19 protein-coding genes and 1 other RNA gene are annotated in these 17013 nt (G+C 64.3%); 6 read left to right on the top strand and 14 right to left on the bottom strand.

All coding sequences use genetic code 11. The annotated features are described in order from the left end of the window. Positions 1-6: 6 nt before the first annotated feature. From QX071_RS05515 to def, 4 genes are all read right to left on the bottom strand, one after another. Positions 7-2064 (bottom strand): methyl-accepting chemotaxis protein, encoded by a 2058-nt coding sequence (locus QX071_RS05515; RefSeq protein WP_315701891.1) that lies wholly within the window; start codon positions 2062-2064, stop codon positions 7-9. 162 nt (positions 2065-2226) lie between these two features. Continuing rightward, positions 2227-2964 carry a tRNA pseudouridine(38-40) synthase TruA gene (gene truA / locus QX071_RS05510; RefSeq protein ID WP_315701892.1) on the bottom strand — a complete coding sequence of 246 codons (738 nt, stop codon included), beginning with the start codon at positions 2962-2964 and terminating at the stop codon, positions 2227-2229. A 120-nt stretch (positions 2965-3084) separates the two neighbouring features. Further along, positions 3085-4032, bottom strand: coding sequence for a methionyl-tRNA formyltransferase (gene fmt, locus QX071_RS05505; RefSeq protein ID WP_315701893.1), 948 nt, complete (start codon positions 4030-4032; stop codon positions 3085-3087). Positions 4033-4208: 176 nt separating this feature from the next. After that, positions 4209-4736, bottom strand: coding sequence for a peptide deformylase (gene def / locus QX071_RS05500; protein WP_315701894.1), 528 nt, complete (start codon positions 4734-4736; stop codon positions 4209-4211). A 179-nt stretch (positions 4737-4915) separates the two neighbouring features. Here def and QX071_RS05495 point away from each other — a divergent pair, with 179 nt between their 5' ends. From QX071_RS05495 to QX071_RS05485, 3 genes are all read left to right on the top strand, one after another. Continuing rightward, on the top strand, positions 4916-6124 hold the full coding sequence (locus tag QX071_RS05495; RefSeq protein ID WP_315701895.1) for a DNA recombination protein RmuC: 1209 nt from the start codon (positions 4916-4918) through the stop codon (positions 6122-6124). 92 nt (positions 6125-6216) lie between these two features. Then, positions 6217-6459, top strand: coding sequence for a GIY-YIG nuclease family protein (locus tag QX071_RS05490; RefSeq protein ID WP_315701896.1), 243 nt, complete (start codon positions 6217-6219; stop codon positions 6457-6459). A gap of 148 nt (positions 6460-6607) precedes the next feature. Continuing rightward, a complete protein-coding gene (locus tag QX071_RS05485) occupies positions 6608-8002 on the top strand; it encodes an AmpG family muropeptide MFS transporter (protein ID WP_315701897.1) in 1395 nt (464 codons plus the stop codon). On the opposite strand, the gene QX071_RS05480 is transcribed toward QX071_RS05485, so the two are convergent. The 6 genes from QX071_RS05480 to ffs form a co-directional block, all read right to left on the bottom strand. Next, positions 7992-8375 (bottom strand): hypothetical protein, encoded by a 384-nt coding sequence (locus tag QX071_RS05480; RefSeq protein ID WP_315701898.1) that lies wholly within the window; start codon positions 8373-8375, stop codon positions 7992-7994. The genes QX071_RS05485 and QX071_RS05480 overlap by 11 nt on opposite strands. A gap of 66 nt (positions 8376-8441) precedes the next feature. Then, on the bottom strand, positions 8442-8867 hold the full coding sequence (locus QX071_RS05475) for a hypothetical protein (protein WP_315701899.1): 426 nt from the start codon (positions 8865-8867) through the stop codon (positions 8442-8444). 21 nt (positions 8868-8888) lie between these two features. After that, positions 8889-9488, bottom strand: coding sequence for a recombination mediator RecR (gene recR / locus QX071_RS05470; protein ID WP_315701900.1), 600 nt, complete (start codon positions 9486-9488; stop codon positions 8889-8891). A 27-nt stretch (positions 9489-9515) separates the two neighbouring features. Beyond that, the gene (locus QX071_RS05465) at positions 9516-9836 is read right to left on the bottom strand and encodes a YbaB/EbfC family nucleoid-associated protein (protein WP_315701901.1); all 321 of its coding nucleotides are present in this window, start codon (positions 9834-9836) and stop codon (positions 9516-9518) included. 13 nt (positions 9837-9849) lie between these two features. After that, entirely contained in the window at positions 9850-11736 is a 1887-nt protein-coding gene (locus tag QX071_RS05460) for a DNA polymerase III subunit gamma/tau (protein WP_315701902.1), read from the bottom strand. Positions 11737-11846: 110 nt separating this feature from the next. Beyond that, positions 11847-11943: signal recognition particle sRNA small type (gene ffs / locus QX071_RS05455), an RNA gene on the bottom strand. A gap of 162 nt (positions 11944-12105) precedes the next feature. Here ffs and QX071_RS05450 point away from each other — a divergent pair. The 3 genes from QX071_RS05450 (at position 12106) to QX071_RS05440 (ending at position 14163) form a co-directional block, all read left to right on the top strand. Beyond that, positions 12106-12525 (top strand): HIT family protein, encoded by a 420-nt coding sequence (locus QX071_RS05450; protein ID WP_315701903.1) that lies wholly within the window; start codon positions 12106-12108, stop codon positions 12523-12525. Positions 12526-12528: 3 nt separating this feature from the next. Further along, complete coding sequence (nudC, locus tag QX071_RS05445; protein WP_315701904.1) at positions 12529-13464, top strand: NAD(+) diphosphatase; 936 nt, start codon at positions 12529-12531, stop codon at positions 13462-13464. Positions 13465-13653: 189 nt separating this feature from the next. Beyond that, a complete protein-coding gene (locus QX071_RS05440) occupies positions 13654-14163 on the top strand; it encodes an Lrp/AsnC family transcriptional regulator (protein ID WP_315701905.1) in 510 nt (169 codons plus the stop codon). A 21-nt stretch (positions 14164-14184) separates the two neighbouring features. Here the strand turns inward: QX071_RS05440 and QX071_RS05435 are convergent, their stop codons facing one another. The 4 genes from QX071_RS05435 to QX071_RS05420 form a co-directional block, all read right to left on the bottom strand. Beyond that, entirely contained in the window at positions 14185-15684 is a 1500-nt protein-coding gene (locus tag QX071_RS05435; protein WP_315701906.1) for a phosphomannomutase/phosphoglucomutase, read from the bottom strand. A gap of 101 nt (positions 15685-15785) precedes the next feature. Next, the gene (locus QX071_RS05430; protein ID WP_315701907.1) at positions 15786-16145 is read right to left on the bottom strand and encodes a DUF86 domain-containing protein; all 360 of its coding nucleotides are present in this window, start codon (positions 16143-16145) and stop codon (positions 15786-15788) included. After that, the gene (locus QX071_RS05425; RefSeq protein ID WP_315701908.1) at positions 16135-16383 is read right to left on the bottom strand and encodes a nucleotidyltransferase family protein; all 249 of its coding nucleotides are present in this window, start codon (positions 16381-16383) and stop codon (positions 16135-16137) included. The genes QX071_RS05430 and QX071_RS05425 overlap by 11 nt, the downstream gene beginning before the upstream one ends. A 112-nt stretch (positions 16384-16495) precedes the next feature. Then, positions 16496-16993, bottom strand: coding sequence for a TIGR02281 family clan AA aspartic protease (locus tag QX071_RS05420; protein WP_315703114.1), 498 nt, complete (start codon positions 16991-16993; stop codon positions 16496-16498). Between the last annotated feature and the right edge of the window lie 20 nt (positions 16994-17013).

Here is a 17013-nt window from a genome sequence, read left to right as displayed (position 1 = left end):
GTCGGATCAGGCGACCTTCACTTCGGCCAGGAACTGATCGACCTCGCGGCGCAGGTCGGTGGCCTGGCCGGCGAGGCTCGCAGCCGAATCCAGCAGGGAGCGCGCCGAGCCGCGGGTTTCGGCCGCGGCCGCGCTGACCAATGCGATCGACGACGACACCTCGCGCGTGCCGCTTGCGGTCTGCTGCACACTGCGCGCGATTTCCCGCGTGGTCGCGCTCTGCTCGGCCACGGCGGTCGCAACGGATCCGGTCACGCCGCTGATGCTGTTGACCACGGCGGCGATCTTCTCGATCGCGGCGACCGTGCTGCCCGTCTCGTTCTGAATCGCCACGATCTGGCTTTCGATCTCCTCGGTCGCTTTGCTGGTCTGAGCGGCGAGACTCTTCACCTCGGACGCGACCACCGCAAAACCCTTGCCGGCCTCGCCGGCGCGCGCCGATTCGATCGTGGCGTTGAGGGCGAGCAGATTGGTCTGCGACGCAATGGCGCGGATCAATTGGACGACGTCGCCGATGCGGGTGGCACTGCCCGCCAGGGTGCGGACCTTGTCGGTGGTGTCGAGCGCCTGGCTGGTTGCGTTCGAGGACTCCGAGGCCGCTTCCGAGATCTGCCGGGTGATCTCCTTCATCGAATGATCCAGCTCCTCGGAGGCCGCGGCCACCGTGGTCACGCCGGATGTCGCTTGCGCCGCTGCATCGGCGACGGCGGTCGCGCGGGACGCAGTGGCGCCGGCGGAGCCATCGAGCGCCTCTGCCGACTGCTTCAAGCCGCTCGCGGCGTCGCTCAAGCGGCCGCAGAGCGTGTCGATGACCTCGCCGAAGCGACGGGTGAGCGCCTCGATCTTCTGCCGGCGCGCATCGCGCCGCGCTTCGGCGTCGGCGCCCTGCAGCGCCAGCCGGTCCGCCTCTGCGGACTTGTCCTGCAGCACGCCGATGGCGTTGGCGAGCGTGCCGACTTCGTCGGTCCGGTCGCGATAGGCGATCTGCACGTCGCGCTCGCCGCCTGCGATGCGGCGGATCAGCTCGGTCAGATTGGAGAGCGGCTTGATGACGCGGGCATTGAACCAGATCGTTCCGAGTGCGGCCGCCCCGATATTGATCAGCAGCAGGGCCAGCGCCAGGACGAAACGGGTCTGGGAGTCGGCGATCGCCACTTCGCTCTGGCGCAAAGCCTCCGCGATCGCCGCATCGCGCAGCGGCAGGATCGTGTCGAGGATCGGGAACACCGAACGCAGGAACTGATCGGGATCGAGGTCGAGCACCTTGCCGCGATTGGGCGCAACCTGCGAGGTGTAGAACTCGCCACCGCGTGCCCAATAGCCGTTCTCGACCTCGGTCAGCGCGACGAAGATCGGCTTCTGATCAATCTCGGCAGCAGCCAGCTTGGCCGACGACCAAATCCGCTCGATGCGCCCCTTGAACATGGCAAGCGCCTCGGCCGGTTCACCCGTCATCGCCTGCTTCGTCGCGATGGCCCGGACGAGTGTCGTGGTGGCGCGGCCGGCCCAGTCACGCAAATCCCAGCCGAGCACGGCGAGACGGGCCGCCTGGCCGACCGCCGCGTTCGCCGAATTGATCCGGCGAACGATCACATCGACATGGCTGCCCGTCGTCTCCTGAATCGTGAACATCCGCGGCACGTAATCGCGGACGAACGATTCGGACCGCGCCGCCTTCGGCTGCGCGACGGCCTCGAGCGCGGCCCCACGGACCGCGCGAAGCTTCTGCTGAATCGAATCCAGCGCAGCAGTGTCTTCGCTCAGCCACGCGAGACTGCGGGCCTTGGCGAACGCATCATCCGACCCCTGAATGACCTTCTGCAGCGTTGCAAGCTCGTCCGCGGTCGCAGGGTTGGGCGATGCCAGGCGTGGATTGACCATGGCGCGCTCGAGATTCAGCTTCTCCGGCAGCCGCAACATGGCAGACAGCAGTTGCGCATCACCGCCTGCTGCCTTGGCAGCCTGGAGCGCCGTCAACTGCTGCCAGGCGAACCACATGGTTGCGAGCAGACCGATGACCGCACCGAGTAGGAGCGAGAGCAGGAAGACTTGACGAATGCGCACGATCGACCTCGCCGAAGAGGAGCCAAGGCTCCCCGGATAGCTGCGAGGACTTCAATTTGAAGTTAAGAAACTCGGCCCTGCAATGCAGAACCGCAAGCCAATAAGGAAAAGCATTTGCAGCCGACGCGCGCGATCTGTTCGGCGCCGCCGGTGAGGATTACCTCAATACTCCACCTTCACCAGATACAAGCCCTCGGGCGGGGCGACAACGCCGCAGGCGGCGCGGCTGCGCGCGGCGAGCGCGGCGGAGAGATCATCCGCACTCCACCGCCCCTGCCCGACCCATACCAGTGAGCCCACCATCGAGCGCACCTGGCTGTGCAGGAACGAGCGCGCGGAGGTGAGCACCGTCACGGCATCGCCGTCTCTGATGACGTCGAGCTGATCCAGCGTCTTCTCGGGCGACTTGGCCTGGCACTCGGTGTCGCGGAAGGTGGTGAAATCGTGCTTGCCGATCAGCCGCTGCGCAGCTTCATGCATCGCGTCCGAATCGAGCCGCTGCGGCACGCGCCAGACCCGCCCCGCATCAAGTGCCAGGTTGGCGCGCCGGTTCATGATGCGATAGCGGTAGTGACGCTTGCGCGCCGAGAAGCGCGCTTCGAAGGTGTCGGGCACGATCTCCGCAGAGAGCACCGCGATCGGGTTGGGACGCAGATGGGCATTCAGCGCATCGCGCAGGCGATCCGGACGGAAGTCCTTTTCGATGTCGCAATGCGCGACCTGTCCCGTCGCATGAACGCCGGCATCCGTCCGTCCCGAGCCGTGGACGCGGGTGGCGACGCCGCAGGTCGCCTGCGCCGCCGCCTCCAGCGCGCCCTGCACGGAGGGCAGGCTCGCCTGCAGCTGCCAGCCGCAGAACGGTGCGCCGTCATATTCGATGGTGAGCTTGTAGCGGGGCATATGGTTCTGTTGTTGCCGTCGTCGCCCGCGCAGGCGGGCGATCCAGTATCCACCGGCACTCGGTTCGACAATGGACGTCTCGGCGTACTGGATACCCCGCTTCCGCGGGGTATGACAGCCTCAGGAAAAGCGGGCACCGCGCTTCAATGGCGTGCCGCGCAGGAAATCCGCAGCCTGCATCGGCGCCTTGCCGGCGCGCTGCAGCTCGATGATGCGGATCGCGCCCTCACCGCAGGCGATCGTCAGGTGATCGTCGAGCACCGCGCCAGGATCGGCATGAACCGCGCCGGAACCGGAGGCAAGCTCGCAGCGGAGAATCTTGACGCGAACCGCTTCGCCGTCCACCTCGACCTCGCTCCAGGCGCCCGGAAATGGCGACAGCCCATGGATGTGGCGCAGCACCGCGTGCGCCGGCTTGTTCCAGTCGATCCGCGCTTCCGCCTTGTCGATCTTGGCCGCGTAAGTGACGCCGTCCGCCGGCTGCTTCGTCAATGTGAGGTCGCCATGCGCCAGCGCTGCCATCGCACGCACCATCAGACCGGCGCCGATCGCGGCGAGCTGATCGTGCAGATCGGACGCGGTCATCGCATCCGATATCGCAATGCGTTCACCCATCGCGATATCGCCGGTGTCGAGGCCGGCATCCATCTTCATTACCATGACGCCGCTCTCGGCGTCGCCTGCCATGATGGCGCGATTGATCGGCGCGGCGCCACGCCAGCGCGGCAGCAGCGAGGCATGCAGATTGTAGCAGCCGAGCCGTGGCGCATCGAGGATGGCCTGGGGGAGGATCATGCCATAGGCCACGACCACGGCCGCGTCGGCATTGTGGGCGCGAAACTCAGCGAGCGCCGCCTCGGTCTTCAGCGTCTTCGGCGTGAACACGGGAATCCCGAGCCGCCGCGCCTCCTGCTCCACCGGTGTCGGCTGCAGCGCAAGCCCGCGGCGGCCGCCGGGCTTCGGTGCGCGGGTATAGACGGCCGCGATCTCGTGGCCGTCGGCGGCGAGCTCGCGCAAGGTCGGCACGGCGAAATCCGGCGTACCCATGAAGATCAGGCGAAGGGGCATTGGCGCAATCTCGTCTTGCGAGGTCAGCCTCCCTGCGCTCGTCACGCCCGCACTTGTCGCGGGCATCCACGTCTTTGGTCGTTCAAGGCCGCAGCGTGGATGGCCGGGGTCGCTTGGCTTGTCGTGCTAAGACGCGCTTCGCGCTTTTGCCCGGCCATGACGGAGAGAGACGTCGATCATTCCGCCGCGCGCTTGGCGGCTTTGGCGAACTTCTTCATGACGCGGTCGCGCTTCAGTTTCGACAAATAGTCGATGAAGAGCACCCCGTTGAGGTGGTCGATCTCATGCTGGATGCAGGTGGCATAGAGGCCCTCGGCGTCCTCCTCATGCACCTTGCCGTCCAGATCGGTGAAACGGACCCGCACCTTCGCGGGCCGCTCGACCTCCTCGTAATATTCGGGGATCGACAGACAGCCCTCCTGATAGACGGACATTTCGTCCGACCTGGACAATATCTCCGGGTTGATGAAGACGCGCGGCTCCGGATTGCCCTCGCCATTCTCGTCCCGCTTGGACAGATCCATGGTGATGAGGCGCAAGGGTTGCGCGACCTGGATCGCGGCGAGCCCGATCCCGGGCGCGTCGTACATGGTCTGGAACATGTCGTCGACCAGCTGCCGGATCTCCGGCGTCAGCTTTTCGACAGGTTTGGACACCAGCCGCAACTGCTTGTCGGGCAGGATGATGATTTCTCGTAAGGCCATGGCGGGCGATTTAAGCGCCGGACGGCACGCGGTCAATCTGAACCGCCGACGCTTAAGTCATCGCGAACCGTGTTTTTTAGAACCTCGTTAACCAAGAGTTTTAACCCGCGGTTAACCATAAATGTTCTTATTTTGTTCCTATTTACTCAGGAATCTGGTATAGGGGTCCGATGACCTCCGTGAACCCTGTCGTCTTCGCGATCGGCGATCTGCCGGTCCGGGCCTCTGACGCACTGCTCGGCTTCGGCGCGCTAGTGCTGTTGCTCCTTGTTGCCATCACGGTGGCGGTGGCCCGGTCCGGGCGGCGCGGCGCAGCGCTTGCAATGATGCAGGCCATGCGCGCCGACGAGCTGGAGCTGCGCCTGTCCGAAATGCTGCGGGTTCAGAACGAGGCCTCCGGCCGCGTCGATGCGATGACGCAGGTGCTCGCCGGCCGCCAGGCGGAGCTCGCGCGCGCCGTCAACGAGCGGCTGGATTCGGTGACGCATCGCGTCGGCCAGTCGATGGAGCAGACGACGCGCCACACGATGGATTCCTTGCGCGTGCTGCACGAGCGGCTCGGCATCATCGACAACGCGCACAAGGACCTGACCGAGCTGACAACACAGGTCACGACCTTGCGCGACGTGCTCGCCAACAAGCAGGCGCGCGGCGCCTTCGGCCAGGCGCGAATGGAGGCGATCGTCCAGGATGGACTGCCGAAAGGCAGCTACGCATTCCAATACACGCTGACCAGCGGGAAACGGCCGGACTGCGTCGTATTCCTGCCCGATCAGCGTCCGCTGTGCATCGATGCGAAATTTCCGCTGGAAGCCGTCACCGCACTGCATGATGCGCGCAGCGACGAGGAGAAGCGATTCGCCTGCCAGCGGCTGCGTGCCGACGTGCTCAAGCACGTCAACGACATCGCCGAGAAATACCTGATCACCGGCGAGACCCAGGACACCGCGCTGATGTTCGTCCCCTCGGAATCGGTCTATGCGGAGATCCATGACGGCTTCGACGACGTGATCCAGAAGGCCTATCGCGCCCGAATCGTGCTGGTATCGCCGTCGCTGCTGATGCTCGCGATCCAGGTAATGCAGCAGATCATGAAGGACGCGCGCATCCGCGACGCCGCCGACCAGATCCGCAACGAGGTCATGCACCTCGGCGACGATCTCGGTCGTCTGCGCGAGCGCGTGCTCAAGCTGCAGAAGCATTTCGGTGACGTGAACGAGGATGTCAGGCAGATCCTGATCTCCGCCGACAAGATCGAGAAGCGCGCCGGCCGCATCGAGGAGCTCGATTTCAGCAAGCCCGACGCATCAGTCGATTCCCCGCGGATCACCCCGGCCGCGGCGCCGGACTTGTTCCCTCTCTCAGGCCGGATGCAGGCGGGAGAGTGAGTTGGCTTGCTGCATTTGGGGGACGAAGCCTACTCAGCAAAAGTCGTCATCGCCCGGCTTGACCGGGCGATCCAGTATCCCAGAGACCGTAGATGGGCGCACGCAGCTTCTACGTTTACATTCTCGCAAACCGTATCGGCGGCACACTGTATATTGGTGTCACCAACGATCTGATGCGGCGGGTTGCGGAACATGGGATGAAAGTGGCCGACGGCTTCACTAAGCGATACGACGTTGCTCGCCTCGTTTATTTCGAAGTCTTCGATCAGGTTGAACCAGCGATCCGGCGCGAAAAACGACTGAAGAAGTGGCCACACGATTGGAAACTTCTCTGATCGAAAGAGAAAACCCGAACTGGATTGACCTCTATCCGCAAATTGCCGGAGCTCTATAATTACTGCCTCTGGAATACGGGGGCGCCCGGTCAAGCCGGGCGACGACGAGTGTTTTGGTGGAGGCGACTAAATCTGCTACACGCCTTCCATGACCGCACCCGACGCCGCATCCGACATCAGCGCCGATAACGGCTCGCACGAGGTCGATGCCCCCGCCCCCACCTGGCGCGAGAGCATCGCCGTCTACCTGCAGCCCCGCGTGCTGGTGGTGCTGTTCCTGGGCTTCTCCTCCGGCCTGCCGCTGGCGCTGTCCGGCTCGACATTGCAGATCTGGATGCGCGAGCTCGGCGTCGATCTCGGAACGATCGGCCTGTTCGCCCTGGTCGGCACGCCCTACACGCTGAAATTCCTGTGGGCGCCTTTGGTCGATGCGCTGCACGTGCCGCTGTTCACGGCCGCCTTCGGCCGCCGCCGCGGCTGGCTGGTCTTCGCGCAATTGCTGCTGATTGCCGCGATCATCCTGCTCGCGCTGACTGATCCTGCGCGGGCGCCGTTCATGGTGGCACTGGCCGCGCTCCTGGTCGCAGCAACCTCATCGACCCAGGACATCGTGGTCGACGCGTTCCGCGTCGAAAGTCTGCCCGAAAGCGAGCAGGCCGCCGGCATGGCCGCTTATGTCGCCGCCTACCGCATCGGCATGCTGATTTCGACGGCCGGCACACTTGTCGTCGTCTCGGCGTTCGAAAGCCGCGGGCTGCCGCGAGCTTCATCGTGGATGTGGGGCTACGTCGTCATGGCCGCGCTGGTGCTGATCGGCACTGTCACAGCTCTCCTCGCGACCGAGCCGGCGCAATCCAAGACGGCTGAGGCAGCGACGGCCGCGGACACGGCAATGACGCGCGTGATCCATGCCGCGATCGGCGCCTTCTCCGAATTCCTCAGCCGCAAGGATGCGCTGGCCGCGCTGGCCTTCGTGGTGCTGTTCAAGTTCACCGATGCGTTTTCGGGCACGATGACGGCGCCGTTCGTGATCGATCTCGGCTTCAGCAAGGTCGATTATGCCGCGATCGTCAAAGGCGTTGGGCTTGCCGCCACGCTCGCGGGCGGCTTTGCCGGGGGCTTCGTGGCGCGGCGTTATTCGCTCGCGACCAGCCTGTGGATCGGCGGTGCGGTGCAGGCGCTGGCCAATCTCTCCTTCTCCTGGCTCGCGATCACCGGCGTCAACCAATGGGCGCTGGCGCTCGCCATCTCAGCGGAGAATTTCACCAGCGCCGTCGGCACCGTGATCTTCGTCGCCTATCTTTCCGCGCTGTGCCAGAACCCGCTGCACACTGCGACTCAATATGCCTTGCTCACGGCGCTCGCAGCGGTGGGACGGACTTATCTCTCGTCAGGCGCGGGCTACGTGGCGAAGGCGACCGGCTGGCCGCTGTTCTTCGCCATCTGCGTGCTGGTGGCGATCCCAAGCCTGATCCTGCTCGGCTGGCTGCAGCGGCGCGGACATTTCGACGCACTGCAGACGCAGATCTCAGCTAACGCTTGAGGTCATCGCGCACGATTCCATTGAGCCGCTCGAACTCCGCGACAACCGTATCGCAGGCTGGCTTTGCGGCCTCGCAAAGAACGTCCATTTTGATGAAGAGATGATCGCCATCCTGGACCACATGGCGCCGAATTGCGGTGGGATAGGCTGGATGACCCGACGGCGCAAATGACCAGACGCTGAGGGCCGCTTTGTCCTCGATGACGGTCCAGCCAGATTGCATTGAACTCCTGGTCCCCGGCTTGGCGCGTAGTGACTCCAAGGCCGAGGCAACCGTGGGATAACCGAGGTCAGCCTGAACCTCGTTGTTGGATGCAGCCGCCGCTCCCGATCCCAGCGCTATCGCAAGCGCAAGCGCGTATAGCACTTTCACTCCCGCCGCCTCCCCAATGACGCGCGAATATGGCGCGTCGTCATCGTGACACAACCTAGCCAGGAATCAACGTTTCACCAAGCTCCATTTCGTCACGACCGCCTCGCTCAGCTGACCGGCGTCCTGCGCGCAGGAGACTTGATCGACCTTCACCGCGATCTGCTTGCCGAGCAGGCCCTTCAGCTGCGCGGCCTGCGCCTTGTTCTCGATCATGAGTTGGAACGTCTCGGGTCCGGTCTCGAGATTGCAGAGCCCGTTCGGTGGCGGCAACCGGCGCGGTTCGCTGGCGATCTGATAGGCCATGGCCGGCTCGCCAGGCTTGGCTCCGCGGACCTTCAGCATGTTCAATTCGCCCGACAGCACGTCGCCGGCATTGATCGGCTTGCCAGCCTTGAGCGGCTCATCGCTCTGCTGCGCCACAGCAAGCGAGGCTACCGTCGTCGCCAGAATCGCGCCCAAAGCCAAGCGTTTGCCGAATCCGGGTTTCGTCATCATGAACTTCCGTATGTGTGCTTAGAACAGAGTTCGCTGCCGCATCGCCGCCGACAACGTGCCTTCGTCGAGATAGTCAAGCTCGCCGCCGACCGGCACGCCATGCGCCAGCCGCGTGACCTTGACGTTCGCCTCCTGCAGGAGGTCGGTGATGTAGTGCGCGGTGGTCTGGCCGTCGACCGTCGCATTCAGCGCCAGGATGATCTCCTGGACCTCCGGCGCGTGCGCGCGCTGCACCAGCGCATCGATGGTCAGATCCTGCGGACCGACGCCGTCGAGCGGCGACAGCGTGCCGCCGAGCACGTGATAGCGGCCGTTGCTGGCTTTCGCGCGCTCCAGCGCCCAGAGATCGGCGACGTCAGCGACCACGACGATCATCGCCCCGTCGCGGCGCGGATCGGTGCAGACCGTGCAGGGGTTTTGCGTGTCGATGTTGCCGCAGGTCTTGCAGACCTGGATGCGCTCGATCGCGACCTGCAGCGCCGAGGTGAGCGGCGTCATCAGCGCTTCGCGCTTCTTGATCAGGTGCAGCGCGGCGCGGCGCGCCGAGCGCGGCCCAAGCCCGGGCAGGCGCGCGAGCAGCTGGATCAGGCGTTCGATCTCGGGACCGGCGACAGCCATCAGTTCAAGGACTTCATGACGTGCAAACTAGCCGAAGCCGAATCCAGGAGGCAGGCCGAGCTTGCCGGTGATGGCCTGCATCTTCTCCTGCATCGCGGCTTCCGCCTTGCGGCGCGCGTCATTGCACGCGGTCACCACCAGATCCTCGAGGATCTCGGTCTCTTCGGGCTTCATCAGCGATGGATCGATCTTGATGCCCTTCACATCCATCTTCGCGGTCATGCGGACCGCGACCAAGCCACCGCCGGAGGTACCCTCGACTTCGAGATTGCCGAGTTCCTGCTGCATTTCCTGCATCTTCGACTGCAGCTGCGCCGCCTGCTTCATCATGCCGAGAAAGTCGGCCATGGCTTACGTCCTCTCAAAACGCTTCCAGATCGTCGTCGCTGTCGGACTCGTCGACCGGCTCGACAGCGCTGCTAACTTCCGATTCCGGCGGCTCGGCGGCAAGCTTGCGCACCTCGACCACCTTGGCGCCAGGGAAGCGGGCCAGCACCTCCTGAACCCGCGGGTCGGCTTCCGCCGCGCGCTCCCGCTCGCTTTTCGCGCGCAGGTTCTGCTCGCGCAAGGTCGGCTGGCCCGGCTCGTTGGAGACGACGACCGTCCAGCGCCGGCCGGTCCAATCCTCCAGCTTGCGCCCGAGATCGGTGACAAGCGCGCGCGGGGCGCTGCGTTCCAGCGCAATCTCCAGACGGCCGTCCTCGAAGCGGACCAGCCGGACATCGGTCTCCAGCGCGCTCTTGGTCATGAGGTCGCGGTTCTTGCCGGCCAGCGTCACCAATTCCTGGAAGCTGGCAAGCCGGAGCGCGGGCGGCTGATCCTGCGGCGCCGACGACGGCGCCGCCATCTGCGGCCGCATCGGACTGCCGACCGCGGCCAAGGTAGGGCCTCGCGGCGGCTGCGCTGCCATCACGGACGATGACATCGAGGAAGAGGAAGACGAGATGGACGAGGCCGACATGGCCGGCGCCGGCGCGCCGCGTGATGCGGCACTCGAGGACGCCACCGGAGCCGCCCCGCCATTCTGCTCGATCATCCGGATCGCTTCATCGGGCGTCGGCAGATCGGCAGCATAGGCGATCCGCACCAGCACCATTTCGGCCGCCGCTGCAGGCCTGGTCGCAGTCTGCGTTTCGGCAATACCCTTCAGGAGCATCTGCCACATCCGCGACAACACACGGATCGACAGCTTGGTGGCGAAATCGCGCGCCCGCAGCCGCTCGGTCTCGCTGAAAGCGACGTTGTCGGCCGTGGCCGGCACCACCTTGACCCGGGTAACGAAGTTCACGAATTCGGCAAGATCGGACAGCACCACCACCGGGTCGGCGCCAACGTCATACTGGTCGCGGAATTCCTGGAACGCCGCGGCGATATCCCCACTCGCCAGATGCTGAAACAGGTCGATGACGCGGGTGCGGTCGGCGAGCCCCAGCATCTGCCGGACCTCGTCGGCACGCACTTCGCCGGCCGCATGGGCGATCGCCTGATCGAGCAGCGACAGCGAATCGCGCACCGAGCCTTCGGCCGCGCGGGCGATGATGCCGAGCGCTTCCGGCTCGATGCCCACGCCCTCCTTGGCCGCGACATTGGCAAGGTGCTTCATCAGCACGTCAGCCTCGACCCGGCGCAGGTCGAAGCGCTGGCAGCGGGAAAGCACGGTGACCGGGACCTTGCGGATCTCGGTGGTGGCGAACACGAATTTGGCGTGCTCCGGCGGCTCCTCCAGCGTCTTCAGGAAGGCGTTGAACGCCGCCGTCGACAGCATGTGGACTTCGTCGATGATGTAGACCTTGTAGCGCGCGCTGGCGGGTGCATAGCGCACGCTGTCATTAATCTGCCGGACATCATCGACACCGGTATGCGAGGCCGCGTCCATTTCCAGCACGTCCATGTGCCGGCTTTCCATGATCGCCTGGCAATGCGTGCCGAGCACCGGCATGTGAATGGTCGGCCCCTTCACCGATCCATCCGGCAACTCATAGTTCAACGCGCGAGCCAGGATACGGGCGGTGGTGGTCTTGCCGACCCCGCGGACGCCGGTCAGGATCCAGGCTTGCGGGATGCGGCCAGTCTCGAAGGCGTTCGAGACGGTGCGCACCACGGCTTCCTGGCCGATCAAATCTTCGAAACTGGAGGGGCGGTATTTGCGCGCCAGCACCCGATAGGGCTTGGCGGCGGATGTTATGCTGTCGAGGCCGGCCTGCGCGGCGCTGTCGGGCGTGGATGGAGAAGCGCCGGCCTCGGTCATCGATCGATCCGCAATTGCACGTCTTCCAGCCGACACAGCGGCCGAATGGGAGCGAGCGCCCGCCGGTGCGGGGTCTCCGCTAGTGATGCGCGATTCGCTCGAGAAAACAGGTAGGAGACTGACGAGCGACCCGATCCGGACCTCGTTAGGGCTGCTTCCTTCCGGACCTGACCCGGTTGGCGAGTGGCTCGTCCACCGCCAATCTCCCGATCCCTATTTGGAGCCAAACGGACCGGAAAGCAAGCGTGAGCTTCACGGGGAGCCGCCCTCTCGCAAGTGGGCTTGTGCCAGCGCGGCGAAAGGCATTAGGTGGCATCAAGACCCCTTCCGCCCGCAAGAGTCCACCGAATCACCCCGCCAGGAACCCCGATGCCCGACGCTACCTGGTCGCTGCACCCGCAGCTTGCGAAGGACACGATCAACATCGGCGATCTGCCACTGTCCCGGGTGCTGGTGATCAAGGACGCGAACTATCCCTGGATGCTGCTGGTGCCGCGCCGCGAGGGCGCGGTCGAAATCATCGATCTCGACGAGGTGGCTCAGGCCCAGCTCATGACCGAGATCGCGCGCGTCTCCCGCGCCCTCAAAGAGATCACCAAATGCGACAAGCTCAATGTCGCAGCGCTCGGCAACATGGTGCCGCAGCTCCACATCCACGTCATCGCGCGCCGCACCAGCGACGCCGCCTGGCCGCGCCCGGTCTGGGGCGCGGCGCCGGCGCTGCCGCATGACGCCGAAGAGGTGCAGCATTTCATCGGCGCGATCCGCCGCAAGATCTGGCTAGGGTGAACGATGTCCCCATTCGACCTGTTTCCGCTCGGACAGCCCGCTTTCGTCCACAACACCATCGACCGTGCCGCGCATCTGCGCTTCCATGACGACAGGCTGATCGCGCTGGAGCGCAGTCCGTCGGCCCGCGCCTATGTCGTGCATCGCGATTCGATCCTGCTGAAGCGCGATGGCGAAGCCATGCGCGCACTGCTGTCGGTCGACGAGGCGCTGGGGCTCGGGGCCAATCCGGGCACGATCTTCCTCGGCCTGCGCGATGGTGCCGCGTTGTTCGGCATGGGCATATCGCAGGGCGCCGCCGAGGCGCTCTCAGGACGCGACGACGTTGCGATCACCGAACTGCGCGGCTTGGCGATGCAGGGCGGTATCCCGCCGGACCAACTCGCGGGAATCGCGATGGCGAAGTCCATGGTGTCCTGGCATCAGCGCCACGGATTCTGCGCCAATTGCGGCACCCGCACCGCGATGCGCGAGGGCGGCTGGAAGCGCGAATGCCCGAATTGCAAGACCGAGCATTTCCCGCGCACCGATCCGGTCGTCATCTCGCTGGTCGCCCACGGCGACAGATGCCTGCTCGGTCGCCAGCAGCGCTTTCCGTCCGGCATGTATTCCTGCCTCGCCGGCTTCGTCGAGGCTGCCGAGACCATCGAGGACGCGGTGTGCCGCGAGGTGTTCGAAGAATCCGGCATCCGCTGCACCGATGTCACTTATTATATGACCCAGCCCTGGCCTTATCCGTCGTCACTGATGATCGGCTGCCGCGCCAAAGCGCTGAACGAAGATATTGTGGTGGACCGCACCGAGCTTGAGGACGCGCGCTGGTTCAGCCGCGAGGAGGCTCGGCTGATGCTCACGCGCCAGCATCCGGACGGACTGACCGGGCCACATCCTTTCGCCATCGCCCACCATCTGGTCGGCGAATGGCTCAAAGCGGGATAGGCCATCGCCAGCACGATCTCTCCTTCCGACGGCGCGCGAGTGTCAAAAAGACCTGCAAGGCGCTGAAGGCGCTGCGCTTTTCTGGATCGCGCCTTCGCCGATCCCGCCGCGGCAGCGTGCCGCCTTGATTTGGAATGTTTTTCTCTATATGAGGGTTTCAATGACCTCATATGGAACAAAATTCTTCCCATGACCGACATTGCCGCGCAACTCCCGGAATCCAACCGCCGGCTGGACGCCATCGACCGGAAGATCCTGATGGTGCTCCAGGACGATGCCTCGCTGTCGGTTGCCGAGATTGGAGACCGGGTGGGCCTCTCGTCTACCCCCTGTTGGAAACGCATCCAGCGACTGGAAGCCGATGGCGTGATCCTGCGCCGGGTCGCGCTGGTCGACCAGAACAAGATCGGTCTCGGTCTCACCGTGTTCGTCTCGGTCGAGAGCCCCGATCATTCCGACGCCTGGCTGAGGAAATTTGCCGAAGCCGTCAGCTCCATGCCGGAGGTGATGGAATTCTACCGGATGGCCGGCGACGTCGACTACATGCTGCGCGTCGTCGTCGCCGACATGCAGAGCTATGATGTCTTCTACAAGAAGCTGATCGCCTCAGTGCCGCTGAAGAACGTCACCTCGCGCTTTGCGATGGAGAAGATCAAGTCGGTCACCGCGCTGCCGGTGCCGCCGGCCGCGGCGGCCTGAGCAGAGGCTGCGGGAGAACGGTCAGATCTTCTGATTGTACTCACCCACTTCGGGATGGGTGCGCAGCACGGAGTCCATTGCCTCGAACATGTCGCGCATGCGCCGTTCGGACACGGGGCTTTCGACCACGACAACCAGCTCCGGCTTGTTCGATGACGCGCGCACCAGTCCCCAGCTCCCGTCCGCCACCGTCACACGCACGCCGTTGACAGTGACGAGATCGCGGATCGGCTGTCCTGCCACCTGGCCGCCCTGCTTCTGCAGCGCTTCGAAATGCTTCACGACCGCATCGACGACGCCGTACTTGGCCTCGTCGGCGCAATGCGGGGACATCGTCGGGGAGGACCAGGTCTTGGGCAGCGCGTCCTTCAGATCGGACATCGACTTGCCCGGCGCGCGGTCGAGCATCTCACAGATCGCAATCGCCGAGACCAGGCCATCGTCATAGCCGCGGCCGAACGGCTTGTTGAAGAAGAAATGGCCCGACTTCTCGAAACCGGCGAGCGCGTTAAGTTCGTTGGTGCGGCGCTTCATGTAGGAATGGCCGGTCTTCCAATAGACGGTCTTGGCGCCCTGCGCCTGCAGCACCGGATCGGTGATGAAGAGACCGGTCGATTTCACGTCGACCACGAACTGCGCATCCTTGTGGATCGCCGACATGTCGCGCGCCAGCATCACGCCGACCTTGTCGGCGAAGATTTCCTCGCCGGTATTGTCGACCACACCGCAGCGGTCACCGTCACCGTCAAAGCCGAGGCCGACATCGGCCTTGTGCGCGAGCACCGCATCGCGGATCGCGTGCAGCATCTCCATGTCTTCGGGATTCGGATTGTATTTCGGAAATGTATAATCGAGCTCGGTATCGAGCGGAATGACCTCGCAGCCGATCGCTTCCAGCACCTGAGGTGCAAAGGCGCCCGCGGTGCCGTTGCCGCAGGCCGCCACCACCTTCAGCTTCCGCTTCAGCTTCGGACGATTGGTGAGATCGGCGATATAGCGCGCCGGGAAATTCTCGTGGAACTGATAGGAGCCCCCGCTCCTGTTACCGAATGCTGCGTTCAGCACGATCTCTTTCAGCCGGCCCATCTCGTCGGGCCCGAAGGTCAGCGGACGATTGGCGCCCATCTTGACGCCGGTCCAACCATTGTCGTTGTGCGAGGCGGTCACCATGGCGACGCAGGGAACATCGAGGTCGAACTGCGCGAAATAGGCCATCGGCGTCACCGCAAGTCCGATGTCGTGCACCTTGCACCCGGACGCCATCAGCCCCGAGATCAGCGCGTATTTGATCGAGGCGGAATAGCCGCGGAAATCGTGGCCGGTCACGATCTCCTGTTTCACACCCATTTCGGCAATCAGCGCGCCGAGCCCCATGCCCAGTGCCTGAACGCCCATCAGGTTGATTTCCTTGTTGAACAGCCAGCGCGCGTCGTACTCGCGAAAGCCGGTCGGCTTCACCATCGGCTCGGATTCAAAGGCGTAGGTATTGGGAAACAGGACGGCTTTGGGCTTGGGAAACATGCGAATGAGACCTCGAGAAAATACTCAACTTCCGAGCAGCCTTAGCGAAATCGGCGGGTAATCGAAAGGCCGAGGGCTGAATTTCTTGGCACGAGGCGACCTCAGTGCTGGGGTGGCGAATGCAGACCATCTAACTCCATCTGGACCGCAAGTCGCAGGGACGGAAGAGATTTGCACACTGTTTCCCAGACGAATCGGGCTGCGACGTCTTCGTAGTTGTGCCGATAGACGTTGCCTGCCGCAGCCATCTGCTTCCAGGCAATCGCCGGATGCCTCGCCTTCAGCTCATCGGGTAACCGGCGCGACGCCTCGGAGATGATCTCGAGGCAGCGCGTCACCGCATAAATAGTACGAATGTCGCTTTCGAAGGCAGTCCGATCGAAGCCTCGGAGCAACGAGGTTGCCAAATCGATGTGATGCAGGATGTCCTGAAGAGTTCCGCCGACTTTATCAGAAGGCATAGATGGCATCCGCCGTCGCCGTCGGTCGGACATAAGGCTTGAGTGCGCTGCGATTCACGACGTCAACCGGGCGATCGAAGAGTGCCGCAATATACTCCTTCAGTTCGACATAGTCGAAGACGGTCAAGGATACATCAGGATCGATCTCGACCATGATGTCGATGTCGCTGTCATCAGTGGCTTGCGCGCGCGCCACCGAACCGAACAAGGCCGCATGTTTCACGCCGCGGGCGCGCAAAGCTCGCTCGGATCGCCGCAGGGTTTCGATGGCCTCTGTGCTGTTCATGCGCCCAATATAGCACGGCGCGACCATCTTGGGGAGAGATGCGGCCTGGTGAGCGATCCGCTCCCTATTGCTCCAGCACCATCTCGCCATTGGAATAGGCGAAGCGCCTGAGCCGCGACAGGAACGACAGGCCGAGCAGATTTTCCGATAGCGCCTCATCGGGCAGAACGAGCGCGTCGACATCGCGCACGGTGATCTCGCCGAGCTCCACCATCGGCAGCCGGGTACGCGCGGCTTTCACGGTGCCATTGGCCGTGGTGACGGTCGCATTATACGCGCCGCGGGCCGGACGCAGGCCGAAGCGCGCCGCCGAACTCTCGTTCAGAGCCACCATCGAGGCGCCGGTATCGACCATGAAATTGATGCGCTGGCCATCGATGCGGCCCTCGGCCCGGAAATGCCCCCGCGTATCAGAGGGAATGCTGAGACTGCGCTGGCCGGCCGCGACCGGTTCGACCACGGCGAGCTTGGCCGTTGTGGCGGAGGCAGGCGCGGGCGCCAGGCGATCGGCCAGTTGCGCCATGAAGGTGCCGAGACCGACCAGAACGGCCGCGAAGATCATGATGTTACGCATACGCAACG

Source organism: Bradyrhizobium sp. SZCCHNS1022 (assembly GCF_032484835.1).
GTDB lineage: Bacteria > Pseudomonadota > Alphaproteobacteria > Rhizobiales > Xanthobacteraceae > Bradyrhizobium.
This window is presented reverse-complemented; position numbering and strand designations above follow the sequence as displayed.